The organism is Allobosea sp., assembly GCF_035999205.1.
Classification (GTDB): domain Bacteria; phylum Pseudomonadota; class Alphaproteobacteria; order Rhizobiales; family Beijerinckiaceae; genus Allobosea.
Map to the genome: position 1 here is coordinate 813608 of NZ_DASYHA010000025.1, position 26268 is coordinate 839875.

Here is a 26268-nt window from a genome sequence, read left to right on the forward strand (position 1 = left end):
GGATCGCTGGCGGGCGCACATCGTCATCATCTGAAAAGGGGTAGCGCCGGAAGGCATTTCAGCCGCCATCGCGCGCCACCTGCGTGGAAACGACCGGCAAGGCATCGTTCAGAGCGCTGTCGCCATCCGTGCGGATCTTCATGGCGTTGCCGCGCCAGCTCACCTCGCCGCCGACGAAGGCATAAGCCCAGACTCCGGGAAAGGCGATGTCGCGCACCAGCAGAGCGAGCGGCGTCCGCCAGTTCACGAACCAGCCGACGCCGAGCGACAGCGCGATGTCGCCGGCGTACCAGATCGCGAGCGCCAGAACCGGACCGAGCCAGATCGGCAGACCGAGAGCCGGCATGGCGAAGCCTGCAAGCACCGCGGGCAGGATCGGCGCGGCAAGGATCTCCAGCGCGAAGAAGGGCAGGAAGGTGACGCGACGCAGCCGCGCCCAGCGGAACTGGCGCTGCACGGCGTCCGCCAACCGGCGTGGCCCCAGCGGCTGCTCGAAGGGCTGCCCGACGAGGTGGACGTGGCGGCCGGCTCCCCGCACCAGCTTGGTCGCCGCCGCATCCTCGGCGATCTCGGCGCCGAGAGCCGCGATGCCGCCATTGGCGTCGAGGAAGGGCTTGTTCCAGAGCATCGACTTGCCCTGGGCGAAGCCCAGGCCGAGCGCCTCGCCGACATATTGCCAGCGTGCCTGGAAAGGGTTGAGGAAGGCGCACTCGACCTCGGCGCCAAAGCTCTGTGGCCGGGAGCCGGCCGGCGTCGAGCAGACGAGACCGGTATCGGCTCGCCAGGCCGCCAGCATGCGCTGGATGTAGTCCTTCGGCATGAGCACATTGGAATCGGCGAGGATGACCCATTCGGTCTCTGCCGCTTCCCAGCCGCGAACGCAGTTGTTGAGCTTGGGATTGGCGCTGACAGCGACGTCGCCGACGATCAGGCGGACCCTGTCGGCGCCGTAGACGCGCGCCAGCTCCTCGATCAGCGGGATGATCGGATCATCGGCATCGGCAACGCAGAAGATCGTGCTGTAGCGCGGATAGTCGAGCTCGAGCCCCGAGATCGCCGTCTCGCGGCTGAATGCCTCGATGCCGCGCACGGGGCGCACGATCGTGACCGGCGGCAACTGGTCGAGCAGCGCCGAGCGCGCGAAAGACTTGCGAAAGCGCCAGAAGGCGATCGCCTGACTGAGCAGATTCGTCGCGAGCAGCAGCCCGGCGAAGAGGGCAGCCCAATGCGCCGACGTCACACCGCCCTCCCCTGTGCGCGACGACGGCTCACGACGACAGGCCGCCGGTCAGCGTCGGCAGATCGAGCGGGCGGAAGCCGTAATGTGCGAGCCAGCGCACATCTGCCTCGAAGAAGGGACGCAGGTCCGGCATGCCGTATTTCAGCATAGCGATGCGGTCTATGCCCATGCCCCAGGCAAAGCCCTGATAGACCTCCGGGTCGAGCCCGCAGTTCTTCAGCACGTTCGGGTGAACCATGCCGCAGCCGAGGATTTCGAGCCAGTCGTCGCCCTCGCCGAAGCGGATCTCGCCGCCCTTGCGCGAGCACTGGATATCGACCTCGACCGACGGCTCGGTGAAGGGGAAGAAGGACGGCCGGAAGCGCATCTTGACCGTGTCGATCTCGAAGAAGGCCTTGCAGAACTCCTCGAGAATCCACTTCAGGTGGCCCATATGAGCCCCCTCGTCGATGACGAGGCCCTCGACCTGATGGAACATCGGCGTGTGGGTCTGGTCCGAATCCATCCGGTAGGTCCGGCCAGGGCAGATCACGCGGATCGGCGGCTGCTGCGCCAGCATGGTGCGGACCTGCACCGGCGAGGTGTGAGTACGCAGCAGCTTCCTCTCCCCGTTCTCGTCCGGCGCGAAGAAGAAGGTGTCATGCATCTCGCGGGCCGGATGGCCGACGGGGAAGTTCAGCTTGGTGAAGTTCAGGTCGTCGGTTTCGACGTCAGGGCCTTCCGCGATCGAGAAGCCCATATCGCCGAAGATCGCGGTGATCTCGTCGATGACCTGGCTGATCGGGTGGATGCGGCCACGCGCCTCAGGCCCTTCGCGCACGGGTAGCGAGACGTCGATCGTCTCGGAGGCCAGCTTGGCGGAGAGCGCCGCCTCGGCGAGCGCGTCCTTGCGGGCCGTCAGCGCGGTCTGCACGCGGTCGCGCAGGCCGTTGATCAGCGGTCCCTTTTCCTTGCGCTCGTCGGGCGTCATCGCGCCCAGCGTCTTGAGCAGGGCCGAGATCGAGCCGGCCTTGCCAAGCGCCGCGATGCGCAATTGCTCGAGAACGCCCTCGTCGGGGGCGGCCTCGACGGCGGCGAGGACGTCGCGTTCCAGGGTGGTGAGTTCGGTCATGGATTTCGGTCGCAACGTGCTGAATGCGTGGGAACGGCCGCGTTCTAGCGGGAACGGCCAGCATATGCCAGAGCGAAGCGGCACTTGCTGCTCGCCGAGATCGACGCAGGCAGCAAACGCGCAGCGAGGACCAGAGACCATGCCCGACAGCACCGCCCAGAAGAACTCGCCCTCCTACCGTCTCGCCGCTCTCGACCCGGATTTCATCCTCGGCGATTCGACGCGCGGCGCGCGCTTCATGCTCGAATACCAGAAGGCGGAGGACCACTTACGCGCACGCGGTGTCGTTTCGACCATCGTCGTCTTCGGCTCTGCGCGCGTGCGCGAAGGCGATACCTGGTATGAGGCAGCGCGCGCCTTCGCCAAGCTTGCCTCTGAGCGTGGCGGCGCGCTCGCCAAGGGCAATAGCGGGCGCGACCACGTCATCGCCACGGGCGGCGGTCCGGGCATCATGGAAGCGGCCAATCGCGGCGCGACGGAAGCCGGCGCCCTCTCGATCGGCTTCAACATCACCCTGCCACATGAGCAGGAGCCCAACGCCTGGTCGACGCCGGAGCTGACTTTCCGCTTCCATTACTTCGCGATGCGCAAGATGCATCTGGCGATGCGGGCGGCGGCGTTGGTGGTCTTTCCCGGCGGTTTCGGTACGCTCGACGAGCTCTTCGAGATCATGACGCTGGTGCAGACCGGCAAGATGGGGCCGGTTCCGATCGTGCTCTATGACAGCGCCTACTGGAAGGCGCTGCTCAACCTCGAGGTGATGGCGGAGGCCGGGATGATCCGCCCCGAGGACCTCACCCTGTTCTGCCATGCAGACACGCCGGAGGAAGCCTATGCCCGCATCGTCGAGGGCGCGGGCGAGAACTGGCGGCCGGCGGCCGAGGACAGCGTTCAGACGTGAGGCCACAGGCCTAGCAACGACCTCGATCAGACCGCGCAGCGACCCGTCTGCGTGCGCGGGCAGCGACGCGCCAAAACGCAACTGCCCGCAGCGGATTGACCGGCATTCTTCCATCGGACACCGGCTGGTCGCCCGCCAATTACCCGGCCGCTTCTTCAGTTCGAAACATCCAGCCGAACGACTATGACATTCTTATTTGACGATATCCGCCACCGACTGCCAACCTCGACAGAGAGTGGCAGCGGCTCTGCTGCGCTCGGAAAGGCTGCTTCGCCATGTCTCCAAGTGCTTTGCCCCTCACCCGCCGCTCGGCGATTGCGATTGCGGGGGGCTCGCTATGCGCGGCGATAGCACGTCCCTCTTTGGCGCAGGATCGCTCGCGCGTGCTGCGCTTCGTTCCCCACGCCAATCTGTCAACGCTCGATCCTCTGTGGTCGAGCGCTCTGGTATCCTTCTGCGCCGCCTCGATGATCTGGGAGCGGCTCTACGGGCTGGACGACTCGCTGACGCCGCGGCCGCAGATGGTCGCAGCCCATGAACGCTCCGACGACGGCCTGACTTGGCGATTCAAGCTGCGCGAGTCGTTGGCCTGGCATGACGGGACAAAGGTCACCGCGCGCGACTGCGTCGCCTCCATCGCTCGCTGGGCGCAGAAGGACGGCTTCGGTGTCAGGCTCAAGGCCCAGACCGAGGAGATGCGAGCCATCGACGACGACAGTTTCGAGATCCGGCTGAAGAACCCGTTCCCGCAACTGCTTTTCGCCTTCGGGGCCACCGCCTGCTTCATGATGCCCGAGCGCATCGCCGCCACCCCCGCCTCCTCGGGCGTCACCGAGTTCACCGGCAGCGGACCTTTCGTCTTCCGCAAGGACGAGTGGGTATCGGGCGCGCGCGCTGTCTTCGAGCGCAACGCCCGCTATGTCTCGCGCGACGAGAAGCCCGAATTCTGGGCTGGCGGCCGGCCGGTCCATTTCGATCGCGTCGAATGGCATATCGTTCCCGATCCGGCGACGGCAGCGTCCGCGCTGCAGCGTGGCGAGGTCGACTGGCTGGAGCGCCCGCTGACCGATCTGCTCCCGCTCTTCGCGCAGAGTAGGGATATCCGGACCGAAGTGCTCGACCCATTGGGAACCTGGTCCGCGCTGCGGCTCAACACCGCGATCGCCCCGTTCAACGACCCGAAGGTGGCGCGCGCGATCCTGCCGGCATTACGGCAGCGCGAGTTCCTCGAGTCGCTGCAAGGCGACCGGACCGATCTGATGAACGACCAGTGTGGTGTCTTCCTGCCCAAGACACCGCTGGCCAGCACCGCGGGCCTCGAACGGCTGACCGGTCCGCGCGACCTGGAACTCGCCCGCAGGCTGCTGCGGGAGTCCGGCTATGACGGACAGCCCATCGTCCTGCTCGAAGCCGCCGACCTGGCGGCCTCCGCGGCCTTTGCACCCGTCGCGCATCAGCTTCTCGAGCAGATTGGCTTCAAGGTCGACAAGCAGACCATGGACTGGGGCACCCTGCTGGCGCGGGTGAACACCAGCGGCAGCCGTGCACCGTGGCATTGCTACCCGACGTCCTGGGCCGGGCTGTGGATCACCAATCCGGCGATGCACCTGCACCTCTACGGCACCGCTCCCAACCCGGGCATGCAGGCGTTGCGCACGAACTGGTTCAATGCTCCCGACCTGCCGACTCAAAAGCGAGTGGCCGACGACATGCAGCTGCTGGCTTTCGACGAACCGCCCTTGGTCCCATGCGGGCAATACTTCAACGTTCAGGCCTTCAATGCGCGCCTGACCGGCTTCGTGAAGTCGCCGGTCGCACAGTTCTGGAACCTGCGCAAAGCCTGAGCCCATGCACGAGCCGACAGCGGACGACGCCCCCATCCAGCGTTGCGTCCAAGCACTGCAACCCTACCTTGCGGAGGTCGTTACCAAGGCAGCGGCCTTCCCCGGCAGCATCCTGGTGTGTGAATGGCGCGAGGACAGGCTGGCTGGTTTCGTTCTCGGCCTCGCTCGGCCGACCGGAGCTTTGCTGCGTCTACGCGCAAGCTGGGTGGCGCCAGGAGCTGATGCGGCAGAGATCGCGCGCCAACTCGCGAGCCAACTCGAGACGAGGAGCCGTTCCGCAGGCCTTCTGCTGTGGCGGCGCGACGCCGAGACGCTCATGGATGCCGAGTTGGCGCGGCTCCTCGGCGTCGAGCCGACCGGGCAGCGCTGGCTCGTCAACACCCTGTCCAACGTCGCGGGCCAGGTTCCCTATTGGCGACAGACAACGCGCTTCACCTGTGGGCCAGCCTCGCTGATGATGGGCATCGGGGCCTTGCAGCCGGGCACCCTGCCCGACCGGCACGCCGAGATCGCACTCTGGCGCGAAGCGTCGAGCATTGCCGGTTTGACAGGCCCGGGCGGCTGCGATCCGATCGGACTCGCGCTGGCGGCCGACACGCGCGGCTTCTCGGCACGCGTTTTCCACAGCACGGATCGGCCTATCCTGCTCGAACGGGTCGATACCGAGGAAAAGCGCGAGCTCGTAGGCTTCGTCCAGGCCGAGTTCCGCGAGCGCGCCGCCGCCGCGAAGCTAGCCATCGAAGCGCGGCCGTTCTCGCTGGAAGACGTCAGAGAAGCGCTTGCGCGCGGTGAGGTCGCCCTGGTCCTGATCAATCAGCGCCTGACCCACGGCCGCGACACGCCCCACTGGATCCTCGTGCACGGATACGAAGACGGCTGGTTTCTGGTGAGCGATCCCTGGTCCGAGCCGGAGCGCGGCGAAAGCGCGGCGGACGTCTCGGATCTGCCCGTGGCCTCCGCCAAGCTCGACGCGATGGCCTGGTTTGGCGAGCCACCTTATCGCTGCGCGGTCATGCTAGGCCATCGCCCGACAAGTTGATCGCCGGGGGCGCGCCTGCAGCGGACATCGGCCCCTCTCAACTGAAAAAGGCCGGCATCGCTGCCGGCCTTTTCCAAACTCACATCGAACCGAAGGCTCAGGCGGCCTTGGCTTCGGTGCCCAGCGCGGCCTTGACCGTCTCGACCACCGCCGTGAAGGAGGCGGCGTCGTCGATCGCCATGGCCGAAAGGGTCTTGCGGTCGAGCTCGATGCCGGCCTTGGCCAGGCCGCCGATGAAGACCGAATAGACCAGGCCGTGCTCGCGAACCGCGGCGTTCAGGCGCTGGATCCAGAGAGCGCGGAAGGAGCGCTTCTTGTTCTTGCGGTCGCGATAGGCGTACTGCATCGAACGATCGACGGCAGCCTTGGCAGCGCGGATCGTATTCTTGCGGCGGCCATAGAAGCCCTTGGCGGCCTTGAGTGTCTTCTTGTGCTTGGCGTGGGACGTTACGCCCCGTTTCACGCGAGCCATATCATGATCTCCGGAAGGTTAGGGGGCGTCAGCCGTTGGGGAGGAAATACTTCTTCACGTTGGCCGCATCACCCTCGAACAGGGTGGTGGTGCCGCGGTGATTGCGGATCTGCTTGTTGGTCCGCTTGATCATCCCGTGACGCTTGCCGGCCTGTGCGTAGAGCACCTTGCCGGTTCCGGTGATCTTGAACCGCTTCTTGGCGGCCGATTTCGTCTTGATCTTGGGCATTTCAGCTCCTGATAGGTCGCGAGCGCGCGAACTGCGCCGCTTCATGCTTTTGCTTGCTGGAAGCAAAGAACGATCGCCACGGCAGCCCTTATCAGCCGGGCGATCGAAGGCCGGGCGTATGACAGAAAAGGACGGGCATGGCAAGCCGGATGGCCGCAGCGGCTGCAGCGCGAGGCATCCACGCTCTCCCCGCCCCCCGGCGGCCAATGCTCCCGAGGCCCGCAACCCTATATCCATTCCTCGGCCTGAACGGGTAGAATGCAAGCTCCTCGGCGTGGGGGGTGCCATGAAGCGGCGTGAGTTCTTCACGTTGGTCGGCAGTGCGGCAGTTGCGTGGCCGCGCGCCCTTCCTGCCCAGCAGCGGGACCGGCCCGCCCGTATCGGCGTGCTGAATCCCGGAGCGGTCGACACGCCAGGGGCACTCGGGTTCTACCAGGGGCTGCGGGAACTCGGTTATGTCGAGGGCTCGAACGTCACGATCGAGCGCCGTTACGGGGATTGGGTCCCCGATCGATTCCCGGCACTGGCGGCCGATCTGGTTAGGCTGAAGGTCGATGTCATCCTGGTGGTGAGCACGTCACCGGCTCACGCTGCGAAGCAGGCGACGAACCTGATCCCCATCGTCGTGGGCGGCATGGCCGATCCAGTCGGCGACGAATTGATCGTCAGCCTGTCCCGGCCGGGGGGCAATATCACGGGAGCGTCCTTCCTTGGCCCGGAATTGATCGCCAAGCGCTTCGAACTCCTCAAGGACGCGATTTTGGGCATCTCCCGCGTCGCCGCCCTCTGGCATCCAACCGCGTATGGCAGACGCACGATGGAAAACCTGGTGAAGGAAACCGAGGCAGCGGCAAAGACGCTGAAATTGCAGCTTCACCTCGTTCCGGCCCAAGGCCCGGGAGATCTCGACGGCGCCTTTGACGAAATCGCCCGAGCCCGCGCCGATGCCGCCATCCTGCTGCCGAGTCCGATGCTCTTCGTCGAGCACAGGCGCATCGTCGAGCTCGCCGTGAAGAACCGGCTCGCGACAATGTACGCGGCAAGAGAGTTCGTCGAGGACGGAGGGCTGATGTCCTATGGCGCCAACCAGCCCGAATTGTTCCGGCGCGCGGCCATGCTTGTGGACAAGATCCTCAAGGGGGCCAAGCCAGCCAACCTACCGGTCGAGCAGCCGACGAGGCTGGAGTTTGCCTTCAACATCAAGGCGGCGAAGGAACTGGGACTGGCGATTCCTCGCGAAGTCCTGTCACTGGCCGATTTGGTGATCGAATAGGCGACCCGCGGGACAGGGGGACGCGCGTCCGCTCCCGCCTCCCTCTGCGCCTTACTCCGCCGCCCGAATGAAGTTCTCGGCGCCATCGCCCTGAAGGCGCGCGCCGAGCCGGTCGACATCGAGCAGCATCAGCATCCCGGCCGGCTCACCCTTGGCATTGCGGGTCGCGACCACGCCAAGGGCGGGCACATCCGTCTTCGTCGTCAATTCGCGCAGCGGCTGCAATTCGGAGGTGGCGATCTCCGGGATCAGGCCGAGCGCATCGACGATCAGCCCGAGCGTGCGACCGGCGGCGCGCACGATGACGATCTGCTGCTCCTCGGAGGACGCATCGGGAATGCCGAGCAGGCGCGCCAGCCGCAGCACAGGCACCGGCTGGCCCTGATGCAGCTTGTAGCCGGCGAGCAACCCGTCATCGGCCTTGCGTGCGGACGGCTTCAGGCCGGCGATATCGACGGCTTCGATGACGTCGCGGGCCTTCACGCCGAGCCAGTGGCGGCCGATATGGAAGGTAGCGACCTCGAAGGCCTCGACGCCATTGGCGGGCTTGTGCGCAGCGAGCGCGCCCCGCCCTGCCCCGCTCGCGCCCGACTTTGCGCCGGCGGCCACTTCGCCCAGCGGCACGGCGCAGAGCGCCACAACGTCCGTACGGTGCCCGTCGCTGGTCTTGTATTCGCGATAGCCCTTCGAGAGTGCGGCGCCGACGGCCATGTGCTTGCCCTCGAAGCTTCGGATGCAGGCGAGATCGCCATCGCGCTCCAAAATGGCGGGATCGACCGGCAATGGGCTTTCGGAGCCGATCGCGAAGCGCGGATCGCTCGAGGAGATCACTCGGCCGTCGCTGCCGACCAGGAGCGTGAAGGCGCCGGACAAGGCCGCACCATCCTCGGCAGTCGGCAGGGAATCCGTCAGGATCGCGGAGAACTGCGGGGTCGAATCGAAGACGATGGCGATGCCGCCGAGCGCCTTGCCGCCGGTGGGTGTCTGCACCGCGGCCGTGTAGACCAAGGTCGCGGCATCGTCATAGAGCGGGCTCGGCTCGAAGGCGGAGACGGCGTAGTGCTGGCCCGAACGCAGCGCGAGCGTCCGCGCCACCCATTCGGCATCGAGCGTGCTGCCGACAAGATGGGCCTGCGAGGGCTGCGAGACGGCGACGACGACGCCATACGCATCGAACAGGATGAGGTTGCTGTAGACCGTGTAGAGCGCGTTGATCGTGGCGAGGATCTCGCCGCAGAGCTTGTTGCCTTCGGCTGAGGGCGCCGCAAGCACGCGTGCGAAGCTCGCATTCAGCGCCCACCAGCGGCAGTCATTGGCACGCTCGTAGAGATTGCGGTCCATCACATCGATGGCGAAAGCGGCGCGCGAGCGACACTTCTCCATGATCGCCGCGACGACCGTGCGGTGCAGGTCGCCGATCGACGCGTCGCAAACGGCCTGCGTCTTGCGGCCGGCGCTGGAAATCTCCCAGAGCAGGATCTTGGAGAAGGCGGCGTTGGCGGCGGTCGAGCCGGCCTGGCGGATCGAGCCGTTCCAGACCGAGCGGTTGAGGTCGCCCTGGATCGCCGCGGCCTGACGGGAGACGCTGCGCAGTTCCGCCGAGAACAGGCCGGCCTGACTGGTGACGGCAGCGAGCAGGTCCTCGCTGATCTCCTTGCCGAGTTCGCCATCATCCTGGTCGAAGGCCGCTTCCAGCGGGATCAGGCCAAGTCCGACCCAGCCAGGGCCCATGTAGCCCTGATAGCCCGAGGTCTTGCAGGCCATGGCGAGATATTGCCGCCCACCCAGCCTGACGATCGGATCGCGGCCCTGCAGTGCCGAAGGCGACAGTTTCAGGCCGGCCGGCAGCTGGATCGCGCAGGAGCCTGCAATGACGTCCCCCTCCGGCGAGACGCAGCCGAGCACGGTCCAATCATGCTCCGGCAGGAGCTTGCGGAAGATGCCCGCCATTTCGTCGGCGAGGCGGAAAACCAACACGAGCACGCCGAGCGGGCGCTTGGCGGCATCCTCGACACGCCAAGCATAGACCAGCTTCTGTTCGTCCGAGACGAAATCCAGCACGCCGTAATGCTCGACATAGGCGCCATGCGACGACAGCGCCTCATCGATGATCGCGTGCCGCGCCGTCTGCGCCTCATGCGGCGCGAGCCGGGCCCGGATCGCGCCCGCGCAATCGACCAGCACGATGTCGGAATAGACCGAGTATTTCGCGACATAGTCGCGGAAGCGCGCCTGCATCGCGTTGCGCGCCTCGGACGAGGGCTCGCCCTCCAGCATCTCGCGGATATCGGTGTCGGCAGCAAGGAAGCCGATATCGGCCGTACGCTCAAACAGGTTGCGGACCAGAACGTCGATGGCGTTCTGCGCCTTGGTGCGCAGATCGGTCATGACCTTGTCGCGCGTCTCCTTGGCCAGATGGCCGAGCAGGCTCGCGGTCAGATCCTCGAAGGCCGAGCGCGTGCCCGACATCTCGGTGGCATTGCCGGAGAGCTGGCCGAGCAGGGTCAGCGTGTCCCAGGATGCCTGAAGACGATCGAATACCTGGCGGTAGTCGTCGATCGCCCGCATATGCCGGATCAGGCCGGCCAGCGCCGGGTCGATCTCGATACCCTTGTGCAAAGTCGGCAAAGTCGGCAGCCCTCTCGTCAGCCCGCCGCCGCGACCGCCGGGTCGCAAACGTCGGAAATAGCCGGGCATGACGAAGCTGCCCCCCGCGCGGGATGAGATCACCAAGCCCGCCGATTCGCATCAAATCACGCAGCAAAAATCGCTCAAATTTGAAGCAAAACGCCGCGTTCGACGGCGTTGCCCGACGCATGTCGTGCTAGGGTGGCCAGCCCGGCGGACGCGCAGACGTCCCGTTCCGGAGCCGCGCGGCGGCAAGCCCGCCGCCGCACGGTGCTTCCGACGGAAACCCCGGGGCGGGAGACGTGCCATGACGACCTACATCATGCTGGCGAATTGGACCGACCAGGGTGCGCGCAACGTCAAGGATTCACCGACCCGCCTCGATGCCGCCAAGAAGCTCATCGGGAGCATGGGGGGCGAGTTCAAATCGTTCTTCATGACGATGGGCGAGTACGACATGGTCATCGTCTGCGAGGCCCCGGACGATGCGGTACTCGCGCGCTTCTGCCTGCAGCTTGCCATGCTCGGCAATGTCCGCACGAAGACTCTCAAGGCCTTTCCCGAGGCCGCCTATCGCGAAATCGTCCGTTCGGTGAGTTAGCGCATGCTGGATTCCGTCTGACCACGACGTCATTCCGGACAAGCTGCAAAGCAGCGTTGCTCCGGCCTCCGCCGTAGAGCCCCAGAGCCCTCCGATGGATCCCGGGGCAAGCGCGATGGTGATGTGATTCCGCGCGAGATCCCGAAATTCACAGCCAGATGGCAAGCGGAACCATCGTCACGTCAGGCATGAAAAAGGCCCGGCGCTAGGGCCGGGCCTTTTTGGCAGATCATCTGATCGGCAGGGCTTACTTCGGTGCCAGCACCATGACCATCTGGCGGCCCTCGAGCTGCCAGTCGCTCTCGACCTTCGCCGTCTCGGCGAGGTCCGCCTTGACGCGCTCGAGAACCTTCACGCCGAGATCCTGGTGCGCCATCTCGCGGCCGCGGAAGCGCAGGGTCACCTTGACCTTGTCGCCCTCCTCGAAGAAGCCGAGCATGGCCTTCATCTTGACGTCGTAGTCATGCTTGTCGATGCCCGGACGCAGCTTGATCTCCTTGATCTCGATCGTGCGCTGCTTCTTGCGCGCCTCGGCAGCCTTCTTCTGCTCCAGGAAGCGGAAGCGGCCGTAATCGAGAATCTTGCAGACCGGAGGCACAGAATTGGGGGCGATCTCGACCAGGTCGAGGCCGGCATCCTCGGCAATCTTCAGGGCCTCGAAGAACGAAACCACGCCACGGTTGGCGCCGGTATCGTCGATGAGCTGGACGTCGCGAACGCCGCGGATGTCACGGTTCGAGCGCGGGCCGTCTTTGGTCGGGGTCGGGGCAGCACGGAAAGGACGACGAATGGCAGTATTCTCCTGTGAATGGCGCTTCTCGCGCCCGTGAGCAGACACATTGCACAAAGATGCGCGTTGTCAATGGACGAGGCGGATTTGATCAGATGGTTACCGTCCGAGCAGCGCGCAATAGACGTCGAGCGTCTCGCTGACCATCGCCTCCAGTGAAAAATGGCGCTCGACATGCTGGCGCGCCCGCGAGGCCAGGTTGTCGCGAGCGGAGGGACGCAAGCTCAGCGCCCCTTCGAGCGCCGCTGCGAGCCCGGGGGCATCGCCCGGCGGCACGCGCCAACCGGTGCGCTCGCCGGGGCTGACCTGCGGCGGGGCGAGCACGGTCTCGGGCACGGCGCCGAGATCCGACACGACGACGGGCGTGCCCATCGCCTGCGCCTCGACCGCAACGCGGCCGAAAGCCTCCGGCTCCGTCGAAGGCACGGCTACGACGGACGCCGCGAGCAGGGCGGCCGGCATATCCGCGCAATGACCGACCCTTTTGACGCGCCCTTCCAGCCCGGCCTTGGCGATCAGCTGGTCGAGTTCCTTGACATAGCCCTCTCGCCCCTGCGGATCGCCGGCCAGAATGAAGGCCGTGTCCGTATCGCCGCCGTCGCGCAGGATGCGGGCGGCCTCGATCAGCACGCGCTGGCCCTTCCAGTTGGTCAGGCGGCCGGGCAGCAGCACGATGCGCTGATGCGGCTCGATGCCCCAGGCCCGGCGAAGTGCCTGGATGCGCTCGGGGGTCACCGCCTGCGGGGCGAAGGCGGCGAAATTCGTGCCGCGGTTGACGATGCGGATACGGTCGCGCGCGAAGCCGTGCTTGGTCAGGATCAGCTCGGCCGTGTAGGCGGAGTTGGCAATGACGACATCGCCCCTTGCCATCACCGAGTTGTACAGCGTCTTCACCGCAGAGCGGCTGGCATAGGAGCCGTGATAGGTGGTGACGAAGGGCAGCTTGAGGATGCGCGCCGCGGCGAGCGCCACCCAGGCCGGCGCACGTGAGCGGGCATGGATCAGTTCGACACCCTCATGCCGGCAGAGCAGCACGAGCTTGCGCACGTTCATCGCCATGGCGAGCGGGTTCTTGGAGGCCGCCGGAAAGGGCAACCAGACGCCGCCGACGGCCTGCAGCTCGGCCACGAGCCTGCCTCCTTCGGTGGCGACGAGGGCACGGGCTCCGACATCGGTCAGCCCCTTGGCGATATCGACCGCCGTACGTTCGGCGCCGCCCGCTTCCAGATCGGGGATGATCTGCAGAATCGTCCGTCCGACGAGCGGATGGGTCTCGGTCGAGGGCAGCGAGAGATGCGCGCCTGGCTGGAAGGACATACTCACCGTTTCGGAACGACGCTTTCGGTTTGCGCGAGAATTCCCGCGCGGCTTTCAATTAGCACACCCTGGACCGGCATGCGGATCGCGCGATCATAGCCACGTTCGATTGGCGCGAGTATGCCCGCGTGCGGCCGCGACTTGCAGCCTATATTCGTCCATTACGCCGATTCGTCACAGGAGATTTGGGTTGGAGCGAGAGGCACCGCAATGGCTGGAGGTCGGCGACGGCGAGGAACGCCGGCGCATCGCCCATCTGTCGCAGGAGGGAGTCGGCGCGCCGGTGGTCTGGCTCGGCGGCTTCTGCTCCGACATGCGCGCGACCAAGGCGGAGGCGCTGGCACGCTGGGCGCGCGAGGCCGGACGGGCCTTCATCCGCTTCGATTATGCCGGCCATGGCGAGAGCGGCCGCGACTTCGCCCGCTGGACGCTGTCGCACTGGCTGGAGGATGCCCTGGCGGTGATCGGCGCCCGCTGCGGGCGGCAGCCGATTCTGGTCGGCTCCTCGATGGGCGGTTGGGTCGCGCTGCAGGCGGCGCGGCGCCTGCTCGGCAGCGCGCTCGCGCCCGCTGGCCTGGTGCTGATCGCACCGGCCGTCGACTTCACCGAAGAGCTGATGTGGGCGCGGATGCCCGAGGCGATCCGCGAGACCATCCTGCGCGACGGTGTCTGGATGCGCGCTTCGGAGTATTCGCCCGAGCCGACGCCGATCACGAGGGCACTGATCGAGGATGGACGCCGGCACCTGATGTTCGGGGGAGATATCAGGACGGGGTGCCCCGTCCATATCCTGCAAGGCATGCAGGATCCTGATGTACCCTGGCGCCATTCGCTCAGGCTGGTCGAGCACCTGAGCGGCGATCCGGTCGTGCTGACGCTCGTCAAGGACGGCGACCATCGCCTGTCGGGTCCGGACGACATCCGCCGGCTGACGGCCGCGGTCGCGGGCCTCGCGACCGCGGCGTGAATTGCCGCGTCAGTGAACGCTGACCATCCGGAGATCGTGCTCCCACGCGTTGGCGGTAGCCGCCTCGCGCGAATCGGTCACCAGGATGGGCGCACCATCCGCCGAGAGCAGAGCGAAGAGCTGCAGGCCGGACTGGATTTCCGGAGCCTGCGGAAAGATCCGCTGCAGCTCATCCGAGGTCATCGGCTTGAGATAGGCGACTTCGCCCGTGCCCAGCGCCGCAAACTCGGCGGGGGTCAGGGGGTTCGTCTGGATCATCGTCCTGTCGTTGTTCATCGCGCCCTCCTTCAGAGCAGTGCGAGTGCGGTTATCAAGATACGGTTGCAATTATGAACGGATGCAGAAACCGCGATTGCACCCTTCAGCCGTCGTTCTAGGCACCTTCAGTCACGGCTCATGATATCGATACGCCTGATGAGCCTCTCCGGTTCCGGTCGAACCAGATCAATCGCCAGCAGCCCGTTCGAAAGATCGGCCCCCAGGACCTGCATGCCCTCCGCGAGGAGGAAACTGCGCTGGAACTGGCGCGCCGCGATGCCGCGATGCAGGAACTGCCTGCTCTTGTCGTCGCTTTGCCGGCCGCGAATGGTCAGCTGGTTCTCTTCGAGCGTGATCTCGAGCTGTTCGCGCGCGAAACCCGCTACCGCGAGCGTGATCCGGAGCCGGTCCGGCTCGTCGTCACAACGCGGCATGCGCTCGATATTGTAGGGCGGGTAGCCCTCGCTGGCGCCCTTGGCGACCCGGTCGAGCGCTCTCTCGATATCGTCGAACCCAAGCAGAAACGGGTGCGACAGACTGGGCGTACGCGTCATTTCAGGGCCTTGCCTGACCTTGCCGAAGCCCCCGGAGGGCGCTCCCGATAAACCGGGGCCCGCCAGCGCAGCGCCCCGCAGGCGAAAGGCGAAGCCCTTCCGCTTAAGCAAGATATGGCGAAGGCTGACCGCAGCTTCAAGGGTAGCGATGCCGACGCGGTGGCGCAGCAGGGCTGTGCGGCGGCGGATGGGTGCGGGTGGTACAGCCACCCCGGCTTGAACGGGGGACCTCTAGATCCACAATCTAGCGCTCTAACCAACTGAGCTATGGCTGCCCGCACCCGGTGCTTGGCGATCGACCGCTTTCGCGTGATCGGCAGCGGCGCGGAACCTAGTGCCGACTCCTCGCGATTGCAACCGGGGAATTGCGGGTTTTACCGGAAGTTTCCGGCAAGCCCCGCAAGCACCACTTGAGACCTCGCTTTTCAGCCCTTGGCCAGCGCCTTGCTGGCGATCCGCGCCAGTTCCTTGAGGTGCTCGGCGTAGGATTCGTAGGAGCGGCGCACGGCCTTCGCCTGCAGCGCGACCGCATCGGCGGCGCTGTCGGTGCGCGCCAGCGTCTCGGCGTCGCCGAGCGTCGCCTTAAGCTCGGCGCAGGCGTGGTCCAGCATCTTGGCCTGGAGGGCACCGAATGCCTTCGCCATGACGAGCGCCTGCGTCATCACGGTGGTCGACGTGATCGCGGCGAACTCCGGCGGGCGCGGCAAGGGCATCGTGATCAATGAGGGCGCCGGGGCGGCCTTGGCCGGGACGGGCACAGCCGCCTTGACGGCAGCCTCCACGACCTCCGCGACAGTCTTGACCGGAGCAGCCACAGCTTTCGCGACAGACGCGCGCGTAGCCGGCGCGGCCACGGGAACGGCCGCGACTACCGGCTTGGGCGCAGGCTTGGGTGCGGATTTCGCCACAGGAGCGGGCTTGGAGGCAGCAACCGGCGCGAGCGCCGGAGGCGCTTTCGACGCAGCAACAGGCTTGGCGACAGGCGTGGCGGGCTGCGCGGGCTTCTCGATGCGGAGCTTCGCCGAAGCGACCCGCGTCTCGGCCTTGGGCTTGATCGATCGCGCCGCCTGCTTCGCGGAGGTCGGCTTGGGCGCAGTCTTCGCGGCCGGCTTGGCCTCGGTCGGTTTCGCGACGGGAGGCGCAGGCTGAACGGGCTTGGCAGCCGCGGGAGCAGCCGGCTTCGATTCGAGTGTCTTGACCTCGAGTGGCTTGACCTCGAGCGGCTTGGCTTCGGGCGCCTTGGGCTCCGGCAGCTTCGCTTCAACCGGCTTGGCTTCGGGAGACTTTACCGCAGGAGCCTTGGCTTCAGGAGACTTGACTTCAGCAGGCTGGGTTTCCGCCGGCTTGAGCGCGGGAGCCGGTGCCGGCGCGGCCATAGCGGGCGGCTTCGGCTGCGGCGCACCGGCGGGCTCGAAAGGTTCGGCCGGTACGGCGCCGGAAAGCGCCTTGACCGGGGACAGGCTGATCGGGGCCTTGGACTTGATCCGGGTCGGAGCAGGCTTGACCATCGCGGTTCTCCTTCGGCGCTGGAGCGGCCGGACCGGGCAGGCTGCCCGATCTTCCGCTCGTCATGGGGCGCGCCGGCGCTGTCCGGATGATCAGATCGGCGCAGTCATTCGGAACGGACCACGCTCGAAGCGGCCCGTTCCGTCGATATCGCTGTCGCCGGACTCCCTAGTCTTGCGGGATCGTCCGGCTCTCCGGAAGCACCCGGCCTCGCAGACTCACTTCGTCTTCGTCGCCTTGGTGACGGTCTCGGCGGCCTTGGCCGCAACCTCCTGCGCCACGGTGCCGATCTCCTTCAACTGCGTCTGGAGAGCGACCATCTGCGCCTTCACGAACTCGGACTGATGGGCCATGACCTCGGTCAGGTCCTTCGATTGCACCAGCTTCTGAGCGAGATCGAAGGCCGCAGCGACGTTGGTCTCGGCATAAGTGATCGCCTTGTGAGCGACGTCCATGGTGTTGACGCGGGCGCTCTCGGCCGAGCCGTGAGCGCTGTCGACCGCCTTGTGGGCCGCGCCGATGAAGCCGTCGAAGGCCTTGCGGGCCTGCTCGACGCTGCGCTCGGCGAATTCGCGCATTTCGGTGGGGACTTCGTAGGGGGTGTTGCCTGCCATAGGGTCGTCCTCCGGGTTTGGGTCGGCTATGCTGGCCGTGTGCTTCCGGCCGGTCTCCCGACCAAGCACCGCGCCACGTTATTGTGCGATGCAATATCATTGCTGCGTTGCGATGACAATCATAGCGTCAAGCGCGCCGCGCGTTAACGCTGTTTCGATGCGGGCGGGGACAGCCCGATGCGCCGCATGGCCTTGTAGGCATTTGGCCGCTATTAAGTCTTTGTTAGCCATATTGGCGCGGACCATGATGGCGCGAAGCTAGAGCGGGCGGGCATGAGCGAAGCCGGACAGGACTGGACGCGGCTGGGCGCGTTGGTGGCGGAGGATGCGAATCTCGCCGCCTTCGCGGCTGGCGGTGCGCTGCTGCTCTGGGACCAGCAGTCGGAGCGCCCGGGCTTCGCCAATGCAGCGGGCCAGGCCCTGCTGGGCGGGGACATCGAAGGCAGGGCCCTCCCCGCAGCGACGCGCCAGCGTCTCGCCCTGCTTGCGGGCGGTCTGGCATCGCGCCAGGGCGTCCGGCTGGAGCGGTTGCGGCTGACCTCGGGCTTTGCCGCAACACTCGTGACCTGCGGCTGCAAGCTCGTCAGCGATGGTGAGACCGAGCCAGTCCTGGCGATCGCGGTCCAGGCGGCGGAGTTGCGGCGCCTCGGTATCGTCGTACCCGCAGCGCCCGACCCCGCCCTCCAGGAGTCCACTCCGCTCGTCTCGGCGCCTGTAACGGAGGCGCCCATCGCCTCCCCCGCCCCCGTTGCCGACAAGGCGATCCGCTTTCTCTGGCAGAGCGATTCCGGCGGGCGAATCAGCAGCCTGTCCCCCAACATGGCCGAGCTGATCGGAGCCGAGGGGGTAGCCGCGCTGCGAGACCGCTGCTGGGCCGAGCTGATCGGGACCGAATTGATCGACCGCAGCGGCGACCTGATCGCGCGCCTGTCCGGCAGCGCGACCTGGAGCGGCCACGAGGTGCTGTGGCGGACGGCGCCGGGCGAAGGCGCCCGTGTCGAACTATCCGGCGTGCCTATGCTCGATGTGGCGCGGCAGGTCACGGGCTTCCGGGGCTTCGGCCTGGTGCGCCCCGGCCCACGCGAGCCATTCGTCCTGCCCGTCGACGCCGAGCCCCCGGCCGGGGTCGACGCCGAAGCCCCAGCCCAAGTCGAAGCCGACGAGGCTTCGGGACGCACTGTCGATTCGACGCCGGAAGCGGCGATCGTCGAGGCACTCGACGCCGCCGTCGTCGCGCCCGCACAGGATGATACCGAGACCGAGACGCTCACGCAGACCGGTGCGGACGAGCCTCTCCTTGCCGATCAGCCCGCTAGCGACGCGGTCGCTGAAGCCGCCCTCGACGAGGACGAAACACAGGCCGCCGAGACCGACGGGTCGCCCGTTGAAGCGCAGGCCGCCCCCGCGCGGCAACAACCGGCACAGGGCAATGCCAACATCGTGCCGCTGCATAACGGCCATCTGGCTTCGGTGCGCCCCGTGCTGGAGCCCTCGAAGGCCAATCTGAGCTCGGCGGAACGCAATGCGTTCCGCGAGATCGCCAAGGCGCTGGGCGCTCGGATCGCCGGCGACGACGAGGCGTTGGCGCCACGGCTTCCACCCGTCGCACCGTTGCAACTGAAGGAGAGCAAGGCGACCGCTGCCGCCGAGGCGCCTCCGCCCGGCGAGGCGACACAGGCCGCGGGATCCCCCGATCTCGTCGCCAGCACCCGGCCGCGCCTGCCCAATTCCCATGCCGACGTGCTCGACAAGCTGCCGATCGCAGTGCTGGTCAATCGCGACGAGGAAGCGCTCTATGCCAACCGGACGCTGCTCGATCTGCTTGACTACGCCGACCTCGATGACCTGACCGCCGGCGGCGGCGTCGGCCGGACGATCAGGGAAGCGACCCGCACCGATGGCGGCAGCATGATCCTGATCGACCGGCTCGGGCACCTCGTCAGCGTCGATGCGGTGCTGTCCAGCGTCGCCTGGCAGGGCGAACCGGCGACCTTGATGGCCTTCCGGCATCCTGCAGGCGGTGGCGAGGTCAAGGTGTTGACGCCGGAGGAGGCTGAAGAGGCTGAACTGGCGGCGGAGTTCGAGGCCGAGGAGCGTGAGAGCGCGGCGCGCGTCGAGGCGCTCAGGCTCGATGCCGGTGCCCGCGATGCGCGCATCAACGAACTCGTCGCGATGCTCGACACCGCGACGGACGGCGTCGTCACGGTCGACGAGCGTGGCCGCATCCTTTCGCTGAACAAGACCGCCGAGGCGCTGTTCGGCTACGATCAGCGCGAGGTCACCGGCGAGCTGTTCACGCTGCTCTTCGCGGCCGAGAGCCATGCGCCAGCGCTGGATTATCTCGAAGGACTCAAGGGCGGTGGCGTCGCTTCGGTGATGAATGACGGCCGCGAGGTCGTCGGCCGCGTCCGGCAGGGCGGCAAGATCCCGCTGTTCATGACCATGGGCCAGATCGCCGAGGGGCCGGAGCGCCGCTTCTGCGCCGTGCTGCGCGACATCACCGCCTGGAAGAAGACAGAGGGTGAGCTGGTCGAGGCGCGCAAAGCAGCCGAAAAGGCCAGCGCCCAGAAATCGGACGTGCTTGCCAAGATCAGCCATGAGATCCGCACGCCGCTGAACGCGATCATCGGCTTCGCCGAGGTGATGGCGGAGGAGCGCTTCGGGCCGATCGAAAACGAGCGCTACAAGGAGTATCTGCGCGACATTCACCAGTCCGGCGGCTACGTGATCAGCCTCGTCAACGACCTGCTCGACCTCGCCAAGATCGAGGCCGGAAAGCTCGACCTCGACTTCGTCAGCGTCAACCTGAACGAGATCGCGCTGTCGGCGGTGAGCCTGCTACAGCCGGAGGCGCAGCGCGGCCGCGTCGTGCTGCGCTCGGGGCTCTCGCCGAAGCTGCCGCCGGTCGTAGCCGACCAGCGCTCGATCCGACAGATCGTGATCAACCTCCTCTCCAATGCGGTGAAGTTCACCGATGCGGGCGGGCAGGTCATCATCTCCACCGCGCTGGGCGACCAGGGCGAGGCGGTCCTGCGGGTGCGCGACACCGGCATCGGCATGGACGACAAGGAGATCGAGCTCGCGCTCGAGCCCTTCCGGCAGGTGCCGACGACGCGCCGTGCCGGCGGCACGGGTCTCGGCCTGCCGCTGACCAAGGCGCTGGTCGAAGCCAACCGCGCCGCGATGTCGATCACATCAGTCAAGAAGGAAGGCACGCTGGTGGAGATCACCTTCCCGCCGCAGCGGGTTCTGGCGGGCTGAAGAAGGCGTATCACCCGACCGACTCTACGTCAGCCCAGACGCCTCAGAGACCGACGCAAGGGTTGGGCGGCCGCTTTTTCTGACGCGCCCGGTTGCTGAGGCCGGGTCAATCTGCCAAGAGCACGCGATCCGCCACCCTGGTCTTGTCGTTGTTCTGCCGAACGTCCCTGCTTTAGCGGGGATGGGATGCAGACGTCTGGATGAGTTGCCCCTTCCAATGCGTCCAGACAGCGAGAGTGCCGGGGGACGCCGCTTTTCATTAAGTCGCACAACCCTGCAGCAGCGCTTCCTGGCGGCCATCGCCGTCATCCTGGCCTGTTCGCTTGCATTGGGCTGCACGCTCATCGCCGGGTTTCATCGTAACCTGCAAGCCAACAGCGACAGCATCGCCAGGCTGACGGCCTTCCGGGAGGTCATGACCGCCGCCAACCGGCTGTCGGCAGAGCGCGGGCCGACCAATGCCGTTCTGGGCGAAGAGCCCACGCCCGACAGTCCCTCGCAGCAGAAGCTGCTGGCCTATCGGGCCGCAAGCGATGCCGCGCTGGCCGGCGTCTCCACGAGCGCCTCCATGGCCGAGGTAACCGCCGCGCTGCGGGAACGGCTGACGGCAGCGCGGCGGCAGGTCGATGAGCTGTCCGGGCTGCCTTTTTCGGCGCGCAGCAGTGCCGATATCGAGCGCGTCATCGAGGCGATGTTCGGCGTCTTTGACGCGTCGCAGCCCCTCATCGATGCAGCCATGACCGATCTGCTGGCCGACGCCCCCGTCCTCATCGGCCGGGCCCTGGTCGCCCGCATGCTCAGCGAACTGCGTGAGCATGCGGGCCGCATGGGCTCCCACCTCGTCATCCCGATCGCCCATGCCCGGCCGATCGACCCGGAGCGCCGCGCTGCCTTCGAGCAGACTCGCGCACGTGTCGTCGCAATCTGGCAACTCGCCCAGCAGCAGACGGGCACGCATGCCGATCCGCCGATCGGCGCCGCGCACCGGGCCGTCGTCGAACGCTTCTTCGGCGAGGGCATGCCGCTGCTGGAACGAACACTCGATGCCGGCCGAACCGGCCAATTCGGGCTGAGCCCGGCCGAATTCACCAACGCAATCGTGCCCAGCTTCGCGCCGCTCGAACAACTTCGCGACTCGTTCCTCGACGCTGCTGTGACGCAGCTGCATGTCGAGGGCGCTGCGGCCCGGACAGCGCTGATCACGGTCATTGCGGCGACCGCCCTCGTGCTGCTGGTCGAACTCGCGCTTCTCGCTGCCAGCCAAACGCTGCTGTTTCGCCCCCTGCTCGCCGCGCGCGACCACATCGTCGCGCTCGCCGCAGGCAAGGTCGACGAGCCGATCATTGCCCGGGGCGCGCAAAGCGAGATGCGCAGCCTGTTCCAGGCGCTCGATGCGTTGCGGCTTCAGTTGATCGAGCGCAACGGTCTCGATCGAGAACGCACCGCCCTCGCCGCCCAACTGAAGCAGCAGGCCGACACGGACGGGCTGACCGGCGTGCTGAACCGTGGCGCTCTGGAAAGACTGGCAGCACATCTCGCCGAGACCGGAGCGATACCCAGGCGGGTCGGCCTCATCCTTCTCGATATCGACCGCTTCAAGGGGATCAACGACGCCTTCGGCCACGCTGCCGGCGACGAGGTTCTCAAAGAAACGGCGCGACGGCTGCGCGCCGCGCTCAGGCCGGGCGACATTATTGCCCGGTTCGGCGGCGAGGAGTTCGCCGTCCTGCTGCTCGGTCAGGGCGGCGAATCGCCGTTCGGGATCGCCGAACGGCTGCGGCTGGCCATGCAGGTTCCGCATTATACGCTTGAGGGCGGCCGAAGCCTGGAGGTGACCGCCAGTTTCGGTACCGCCCTGATCGAGAATCGGCACTGCGCTTGGCCGAAGCTTGTCGCGGCCGCTGACCGCGCCCTCTACCGGGCCAAGGCAGCCGGCCGCAACCGCGTCGTCGCGGATGGCGACGACGCCTAGGCTTTGCCGTTCAGAGCAGCGTCCCGCTCAGGATCGCCGCCGCGACACCGAAGTAGATCACCAGGCCGGTGACATCGACCAATGTCGCGACGAAGGGCGCCGAGGCGCTGGCCGGATCGAATCCGAGCCGTTTCAACGCGAAGGGCAGCATCGAGCCGGTCAGCGAGCCGAAGGCGACGATACAGACCAGCGTCGCGCCGATCGTCGCGGCAACGAGCACCCAGTGCGGGCCATAGTCATAGAAGCCGACCGTCTGCCAGAGCACGATGCGAGCCATGCCGATCACACCGAGGATGGCGCCGAGCGTCAGGCCGGTCGGCAGTTCGCGCAGGGCGACGCGCCACCAGTCCCGCAGCGAGACCTCGCGCAGTGCGAGGGCACGGATGATCAGCGACGTCGCCTGCGAGCCTGAATTGCCGCCGGCCGACATGATCAGCGGGACGAACAGCGCGAGCACGATCGCCTTCTCGAGCTCAGCCTCGTAGACCTGCATGGCTGAGGCGGTCAGCATCTCGCCGACGAGCAGTACGGAGAGCCAGCCGGCGCGCTTCTTGATCATCGGCAGGAAGCCGATCTGGTCATAGCGTGCGTCCAGCGCCTCCATGCCGCCGAGCTTCTGCACATCCTCCGTGGTCTCCGCGATCATCGCGTCGATCACGTCGTCGACGGTGACGATGCCGATGACGTGCCCGCCTGCATCGACCACCGGCACGGCCAGGAGATTGTACTTGGAGATCAGCCGGGCGACGTCCTCGCGGTCGACCTCCGGCCCGACCGTGACCGGCTTGTGCTCGGGCGCGAGCGTCGCGATGGCGGCCTTCGGATCGCCGCTGATCAACCGGCGCAGCGACACGGCATGCAGCAGCGCCCCTTCGGCCGGATCGACGACATAGATCGCATAGACCGTCTCGCGCGAGCGCTCGACATGGCGGATGTGGTCCAGCGTCGCCTTGACCGTCCAGTTCGAGGGGACGCTGACGAATTCGGTGGTCATCAGCGAACCGGCGCTGTGCTCGGGATAGCTCAGGAGATGCGTCACCGCCGCATGGGTCTCGCGATCGAGATGCCGCAGCAGCCTCGCGCGCAGCGGCTCGTCGACCTCGTCGACGAGGTCGGTGACACGGTCGGCCGACATCGCGCCGAGAAAGGCGGAGGCCTGCGCGTCAGGCAGCAGGGCGAGCACGGCCGGCGCCGCGATGAACTCGGGCTGGTCCATCACCTCTACGGCGCGCTCGAACGGCAGCGCCAGCAGCACGGCGGCGGCGGTCTCCGCATCCTGGTCGTCGAGCGCTTCGACAATGTCGGCGACATGCTCGCCCGCGAGGCTGACCGCCAGCGTCCTGGCGAGCAGATCCGCTTTTGGATCGAGTCGGGGCTCGACCCGATCCTTGAAATCAGTGGTGTCGTTCATCGGCTTGTTCCTGTGAGCGGCCGTCATCGGCCGATCACAGGCGAGCCGGTTCCCCGGTCAGACCCGCTTCTCGGCGGCAGACGGCATCGACTGTCGACTGGGACTGTCGCTTGGCATCGGGGTAAGGGTTCCTGTTGAGCGGACGGCCTGAAGCGGTCGCCACGCGGCCGCATTGGACCCGCGCAGGACGCGCGTCAACCGGAATCTCTGCGGCCCTCGAGCGGCGTCAACCGGATAGGCCGGACGTCCGGCGACATAGGGAGCAATGGAGATCATCCGCCCCGGAAGCGTCATGTCACAGGACAAATATTCTTCCGGACGTGATGCGCGCGAACGGTCTCTGCTGTAACCACAGCCCGTCACATCTCTCCTGCAAAGGCCGCCTTCCCATGACCCTGACGATCTATGGCTGCTACCGCTCGCGCGCCACGCGCAATGTCTGGCTCGCCAACGAACTGGGCCTTGCCTTCAAGCATGTCCCGGTGATCCAGGCCTATCGCCTGGCCGATCCGTCGGCGCCGGATGCGCCGCTGCATACGAAGAGCGCCGACTTCCTGAAGGTCAATCCGAACGGGCATATCCCGAGCATCGATGATGACGGCTTCAAGCTGCATGAATCGCTCGCGATCAACCTCTATCTCGCCCGCAAGCATGGTGGCCCGCTGGCGCAGAAGGACGCCAAGGAGGAAGGCCTCGCGGTGATGTGGTCGCTCTGGGCCGCCACCGAATGCGAGACCCATGCGCTGAACATCCAGTACCACATGGCCGCCTATCCGCCGGAGAAGCGCGATCCGAAGCTGGTCGAGGCGGCGCTCGCCGCCCTGCCCGCTCCCTTCGCCGTGCTCGACAAGGTGCTGGCCGAGGGCGGCGGCTTCGTCATGGGTGGCCGCTTCACCGTCGCCGACATCAACGTCGCCGAGATCATCCGCTATGCGAAGCCGGCGACGTCGCTGTTTGACGCGGCGCCCCATGTCAAAGCCTGGCTCGACGCCTGCCATGCCCGCCCCGCCTTCAAGGCGATGTGGCAGGCGCGGGAAGCCGAAGCCGCCTGAGGCCGCCCTGCTCATCGGATCGCCTCATGTTCGATCCGGTGAGCAACTGCCCTCGTTCCTGCATCGGCCTGCCGCACTCCAGTTCTCGGTCCGATGCTTGCGGGAATCGGGTGGCCGGGCCCTGCCCGGCCGCCTACTGACGCAGGATGACCCGCTCCGCGAGCACAGTTCCTGCCATGACACAGCCAACGCCCGCTCCCTCGCTGCGCATGGGCCCGACCGAGTGGCTCCTGCTGGTCGCCCTGTCGATCCTGTGGGGCGGCTCGTTCTTCTTCAACAAGCTCACCGTGACGGAATGGCCGCCTTTCGCAGTGGTCCAGGTCCGCGTCGGGCTGGCGGCGCTGGCGCTGCTGCTGGTGGTGCGGATCAGCGGGCATTCGATGGCGGTGGGACGCAGCCTCTGGCTCGCCTTCTTCGGCATGGGCATCCTCAACAATCTGGTCCCGTTCAGCCTGTTCCTGTGGGGGCAGCAGCAGATCGCCAGCGGCCTCGCCTCGATCCTGAACGCGACGACGCCGATCTTCGCAGTGCTGGTGATGCATTGCTTCGGCAATGAGAAGGCGACCGGGCCAAAGCTCGGCGGTGTGCTGGCCGGCCTGATCGGTGTCGGCATTCTGATGGGCCCCGAAGCGTTCGGCGGCCTCGGCTCCAATCTGGCGGCGCAGCTCGCCTGCGTCCTCGCTGCGGTCTCCTATGCCTTCTCGGGCCTGTTCGGGAAGCGATTCCGCGGCCTGCCGCCGCTGGTCGCCGCGACCGGACAGCTTTCCGCCTCCACCATCATGATGATCCCGGTCGCCTTCGTCCTGCATCCACCCTGGACGCTGCCGGTGCCGTCGCAACAGGCGGTTCTCGCAGCAGTTGGCCTGGCGCTGATCTCGACGGCGCTCGCCTACATCATCTTCTTCCGGATCATGCGCGCCGCCGGGCCGAGCAACGTCATGCTGGTGACCTTCCTGATTCCGGTCAGCGCCATCCTGCTCGGCGTCGGACTGCTCGGCGAAACCCTCCTGCCGCGCCATTTTGCCGGCATGGCGGCAATCTTCGCAGGGCTGGCACTGATCGACGGTAGGCTGGTCCAGCGGCTGCGTCGCCCCGCCGCGGCCTGATCCGCCAGCTTTCCCAACAAATCGCGCCGAGCTTTATTTCCCAAAGATTATGAATTGTTCTAGGGTCGCTTTCGCGGCGCGAGCCGCTAATCGACTTGACGACAACGGCTGGAAGATATCGG

22 protein-coding genes and 1 tRNA gene are annotated in these 26268 nt (G+C 66.7%); 10 read left to right on the forward strand and 13 right to left on the reverse strand.

Features of this window, described 5'->3' with window-relative positions:
- Positions 1 to 58: 58 nt before the first annotated feature.
- Positions 59 to 1240, reverse strand: coding sequence for a ceramide glucosyltransferase (locus VGN82_RS19230; RefSeq protein WP_327528645.1), 1182 nt, complete (start codon positions 1238 to 1240; stop codon positions 59 to 61).
- 28 nt (positions 1241 to 1268) lie between these two features.
- Entirely contained in the window at positions 1269 to 2351 is a 1083-nt protein-coding gene (gene pheS, locus VGN82_RS19235; protein ID WP_327528647.1) for a phenylalanine--tRNA ligase subunit alpha, read from the reverse strand.
- A gap of 64 nt (positions 2352 to 2415) precedes the next feature.
- Here pheS and VGN82_RS19240 point away from each other — a divergent pair, with 64 nt between their 5' ends.
- From VGN82_RS19240 to VGN82_RS19250, 3 genes are all read left to right on the forward strand, one after another.
- Positions 2416 to 3252, forward strand: a complete 837-nt coding sequence (locus VGN82_RS19240; RefSeq protein ID WP_414644330.1) for an LOG family protein — start codon at positions 2416 to 2418, stop codon at positions 3250 to 3252.
- 383 nt (positions 3253 to 3635) lie between these two features.
- Positions 3636 to 5096 carry an ABC transporter substrate-binding protein gene (locus VGN82_RS19245; protein ID WP_327528649.1) on the forward strand — a complete coding sequence of 487 codons (1461 nt, stop codon included), beginning with the start codon at positions 3636 to 3638 and terminating at the stop codon, positions 5094 to 5096.
- A 4-nt stretch (positions 5097 to 5100) separates the two neighbouring features.
- The gene (locus VGN82_RS19250; protein WP_327528650.1) at positions 5101 to 6135 is read left to right on the forward strand and encodes a peptidase C39 family protein; all 1035 of its coding nucleotides are present in this window, start codon (positions 5101 to 5103) and stop codon (positions 6133 to 6135) included.
- A gap of 97 nt (positions 6136 to 6232) precedes the next feature.
- On the opposite strand, the gene rplT is transcribed toward VGN82_RS19250, so the two are convergent.
- Together rplT and rpmI are read right to left on the reverse strand one after the other, a co-directional pair.
- Positions 6233 to 6607 (reverse strand): 50S ribosomal protein L20, encoded by a 375-nt coding sequence (gene rplT / locus VGN82_RS19255; RefSeq protein ID WP_327528651.1) that lies wholly within the window; start codon positions 6605 to 6607, stop codon positions 6233 to 6235.
- A 28-nt stretch (positions 6608 to 6635) separates the two neighbouring features.
- Complete coding sequence (rpmI, locus tag VGN82_RS19260; protein WP_066718776.1) at positions 6636 to 6836, reverse strand: 50S ribosomal protein L35; 201 nt, start codon at positions 6834 to 6836, stop codon at positions 6636 to 6638.
- 286 nt (positions 6837 to 7122) lie between these two features.
- Here rpmI and VGN82_RS19265 point away from each other — a divergent pair, with 286 nt between their 5' ends.
- Positions 7123 to 8109: an ABC transporter substrate-binding protein gene (locus VGN82_RS19265; RefSeq protein ID WP_327528652.1), complete on the forward strand. Its 987-nt coding sequence runs from the start codon at positions 7123 to 7125 to the stop codon at positions 8107 to 8109.
- A gap of 51 nt (positions 8110 to 8160) precedes the next feature.
- Here the strand turns inward: VGN82_RS19265 and VGN82_RS19270 are convergent, their stop codons facing one another.
- Positions 8161 to 10839, reverse strand: a complete 2679-nt coding sequence (locus VGN82_RS19270) for a chemotaxis protein CheW (protein ID WP_327528653.1) — start codon at positions 10837 to 10839, stop codon at positions 8161 to 8163.
- A gap of 205 nt (positions 10840 to 11044) precedes the next feature.
- On the opposite strand from VGN82_RS19270, the gene VGN82_RS19275 reads away from it, so the two are divergent.
- Positions 11045 to 11338 (forward strand): GYD domain-containing protein, encoded by a 294-nt coding sequence (locus VGN82_RS19275; protein ID WP_327528654.1) that lies wholly within the window; start codon positions 11045 to 11047, stop codon positions 11336 to 11338.
- A gap of 247 nt (positions 11339 to 11585) precedes the next feature.
- Here VGN82_RS19275 and infC read toward each other — a convergent pair whose 3' ends face one another.
- Positions 11586 to 12128: a translation initiation factor IF-3 gene (infC, locus tag VGN82_RS19280; protein WP_327529183.1), complete on the reverse strand. Its 543-nt coding sequence runs from the start codon at positions 12126 to 12128 to the stop codon at positions 11586 to 11588.
- A gap of 99 nt (positions 12129 to 12227) precedes the next feature.
- The gene (locus VGN82_RS19285) at positions 12228 to 13445 is read right to left on the reverse strand and encodes a glycosyltransferase family 4 protein (RefSeq protein ID WP_327528655.1); all 1218 of its coding nucleotides are present in this window, start codon (positions 13443 to 13445) and stop codon (positions 12228 to 12230) included.
- A gap of 190 nt (positions 13446 to 13635) precedes the next feature.
- Between VGN82_RS19285 and VGN82_RS19290 the strand changes: the two genes are divergently transcribed.
- Complete coding sequence (locus VGN82_RS19290) at positions 13636 to 14412, forward strand: alpha/beta hydrolase (protein WP_327528656.1); 777 nt, start codon at positions 13636 to 13638, stop codon at positions 14410 to 14412.
- Between the two features lie 9 nt (positions 14413 to 14421).
- On the opposite strand, the gene VGN82_RS19295 is transcribed toward VGN82_RS19290, so the two are convergent.
- The 5 genes from VGN82_RS19295 to VGN82_RS19315 all read right to left on the reverse strand — a co-directional run bounded on the left by VGN82_RS19295 (position 14422) and on the right by VGN82_RS19315 (position 17344).
- The gene (locus VGN82_RS19295; protein WP_327528657.1) at positions 14422 to 14688 is read right to left on the reverse strand and encodes a BQ00720 family protein; all 267 of its coding nucleotides are present in this window, start codon (positions 14686 to 14688) and stop codon (positions 14422 to 14424) included.
- Positions 14689 to 14795: 107 nt separating this feature from the next.
- Positions 14796 to 15224, reverse strand: a complete 429-nt coding sequence (locus VGN82_RS19300; protein WP_327528658.1) for an Hsp20 family protein — start codon at positions 15222 to 15224, stop codon at positions 14796 to 14798.
- 198 nt (positions 15225 to 15422) lie between these two features.
- Positions 15423 to 15499, reverse strand: a tRNA-His gene (locus tag VGN82_RS19305).
- 150 nt (positions 15500 to 15649) lie between these two features.
- Complete coding sequence (locus VGN82_RS19310; RefSeq protein ID WP_327528659.1) at positions 15650 to 16732, reverse strand: phasin family protein; 1083 nt, start codon at positions 16730 to 16732, stop codon at positions 15650 to 15652.
- A 216-nt stretch (positions 16733 to 16948) separates the two neighbouring features.
- On the reverse strand, positions 16949 to 17344 hold the full coding sequence (locus VGN82_RS19315; protein WP_327528660.1) for a phasin: 396 nt from the start codon (positions 17342 to 17344) through the stop codon (positions 16949 to 16951).
- A 273-nt stretch (positions 17345 to 17617) separates the two neighbouring features.
- Here VGN82_RS19315 and VGN82_RS19320 point away from each other — a divergent pair, with 273 nt between their 5' ends.
- Complete coding sequence (locus VGN82_RS19320; protein WP_327528661.1) at positions 17618 to 20605, forward strand: ATP-binding protein; 2988 nt, start codon at positions 17618 to 17620, stop codon at positions 20603 to 20605.
- A 217-nt stretch (positions 20606 to 20822) separates the two neighbouring features.
- Entirely contained in the window at positions 20823 to 22577 is a 1755-nt protein-coding gene (locus VGN82_RS19325) for a GGDEF domain-containing protein (protein WP_327528662.1), read from the forward strand.
- Between the two features lie 10 nt (positions 22578 to 22587).
- Here VGN82_RS19325 and mgtE read toward each other — a convergent pair whose 3' ends face one another.
- Positions 22588 to 23988, reverse strand: coding sequence for a magnesium transporter (mgtE, locus tag VGN82_RS19330; RefSeq protein ID WP_327528663.1), 1401 nt, complete (start codon positions 23986 to 23988; stop codon positions 22588 to 22590).
- A 389-nt stretch (positions 23989 to 24377) separates the two neighbouring features.
- Between mgtE and VGN82_RS19335 the strand changes: the two genes are divergently transcribed.
- On the forward strand, positions 24378 to 25040 hold the full coding sequence (locus tag VGN82_RS19335) for a glutathione S-transferase family protein (protein ID WP_327528665.1): 663 nt from the start codon (positions 24378 to 24380) through the stop codon (positions 25038 to 25040).
- A 176-nt stretch (positions 25041 to 25216) separates the two neighbouring features.
- On the forward strand, positions 25217 to 26146 hold the full coding sequence (locus VGN82_RS19340; RefSeq protein WP_327528666.1) for a DMT family transporter: 930 nt from the start codon (positions 25217 to 25219) through the stop codon (positions 26144 to 26146).
- The last annotated feature ends 122 nt before the right edge of the window (positions 26147 to 26268 follow it).

What these genes read in the sequence shown, in the direction of transcription:
- VGN82_RS19320 (WP_327528661.1), top strand. Translation starts at nt 17,618, where the DNA reads ATGAGCGAAGCCGGACAGGACTGGACGCGGCTGGGCGCGTTGGTGGCG.
- VGN82_RS19250 (WP_327528650.1), top strand. Translation starts at nt 5,101, where the DNA reads ATGCACGAGCCGACAGCGGACGACGCCCCCATCCAGCGTTGCGTCCAA.
- VGN82_RS19340 (WP_327528666.1), top strand. Translation starts at nt 25,217, where the DNA reads ATGACACAGCCAACGCCCGCTCCCTCGCTGCGCATGGGCCCGACCGAG.
- rplT (WP_327528651.1), bottom strand. Translation starts at nt 6,607, where the DNA reads ATGGCTCGCGTGAAACGGGGCGTAACGTCCCACGCCAAGCACAAGAAG.
- VGN82_RS19310 (WP_327528659.1), bottom strand. Translation starts at nt 16,732, where the DNA reads ATGGTCAAGCCTGCTCCGACCCGGATCAAGTCCAAGGCCCCGATCAGC.
- rpmI (WP_066718776.1), bottom strand. Translation starts at nt 6,836, where the DNA reads ATGCCCAAGATCAAGACGAAATCGGCCGCCAAGAAGCGGTTCAAGATC.
- mgtE (WP_327528663.1), bottom strand. Translation starts at nt 23,988, where the DNA reads ATGAACGACACCACTGATTTCAAGGATCGGGTCGAGCCCCGACTCGAT.
- VGN82_RS19265 (WP_327528652.1), top strand. Translation starts at nt 7,123, where the DNA reads ATGAAGCGGCGTGAGTTCTTCACGTTGGTCGGCAGTGCGGCAGTTGCG.
- VGN82_RS19285 (WP_327528655.1), bottom strand. Translation starts at nt 13,445, where the DNA reads ATGTCCTTCCAGCCAGGCGCGCATCTCTCGCTGCCCTCGACCGAGACC.
- VGN82_RS19315 (WP_327528660.1), bottom strand. Translation starts at nt 17,344, where the DNA reads ATGGCAGGCAACACCCCCTACGAAGTCCCCACCGAAATGCGCGAATTC.
- VGN82_RS19325 (WP_327528662.1), top strand. Translation starts at nt 20,823, where the DNA reads ATGCGTCCAGACAGCGAGAGTGCCGGGGGACGCCGCTTTTCATTAAGT.
- VGN82_RS19240 (WP_414644330.1), top strand. Translation starts at nt 2,416, where the DNA reads ATGCCAGAGCGAAGCGGCACTTGCTGCTCGCCGAGATCGACGCAGGCA.
- pheS (WP_327528647.1), bottom strand. Translation starts at nt 2,351, where the DNA reads ATGACCGAACTCACCACCCTGGAACGCGACGTCCTCGCCGCCGTCGAG.
- VGN82_RS19300 (WP_327528658.1), bottom strand. Translation starts at nt 15,224, where the DNA reads ATGACGCGTACGCCCAGTCTGTCGCACCCGTTTCTGCTTGGGTTCGAC.
- VGN82_RS19275 (WP_327528654.1), top strand. Translation starts at nt 11,045, where the DNA reads ATGACGACCTACATCATGCTGGCGAATTGGACCGACCAGGGTGCGCGC.
- VGN82_RS19335 (WP_327528665.1), top strand. Translation starts at nt 24,378, where the DNA reads ATGACCCTGACGATCTATGGCTGCTACCGCTCGCGCGCCACGCGCAAT.
- VGN82_RS19295 (WP_327528657.1), bottom strand. Translation starts at nt 14,688, where the DNA reads ATGAACAACGACAGGACGATGATCCAGACGAACCCCCTGACCCCCGCC.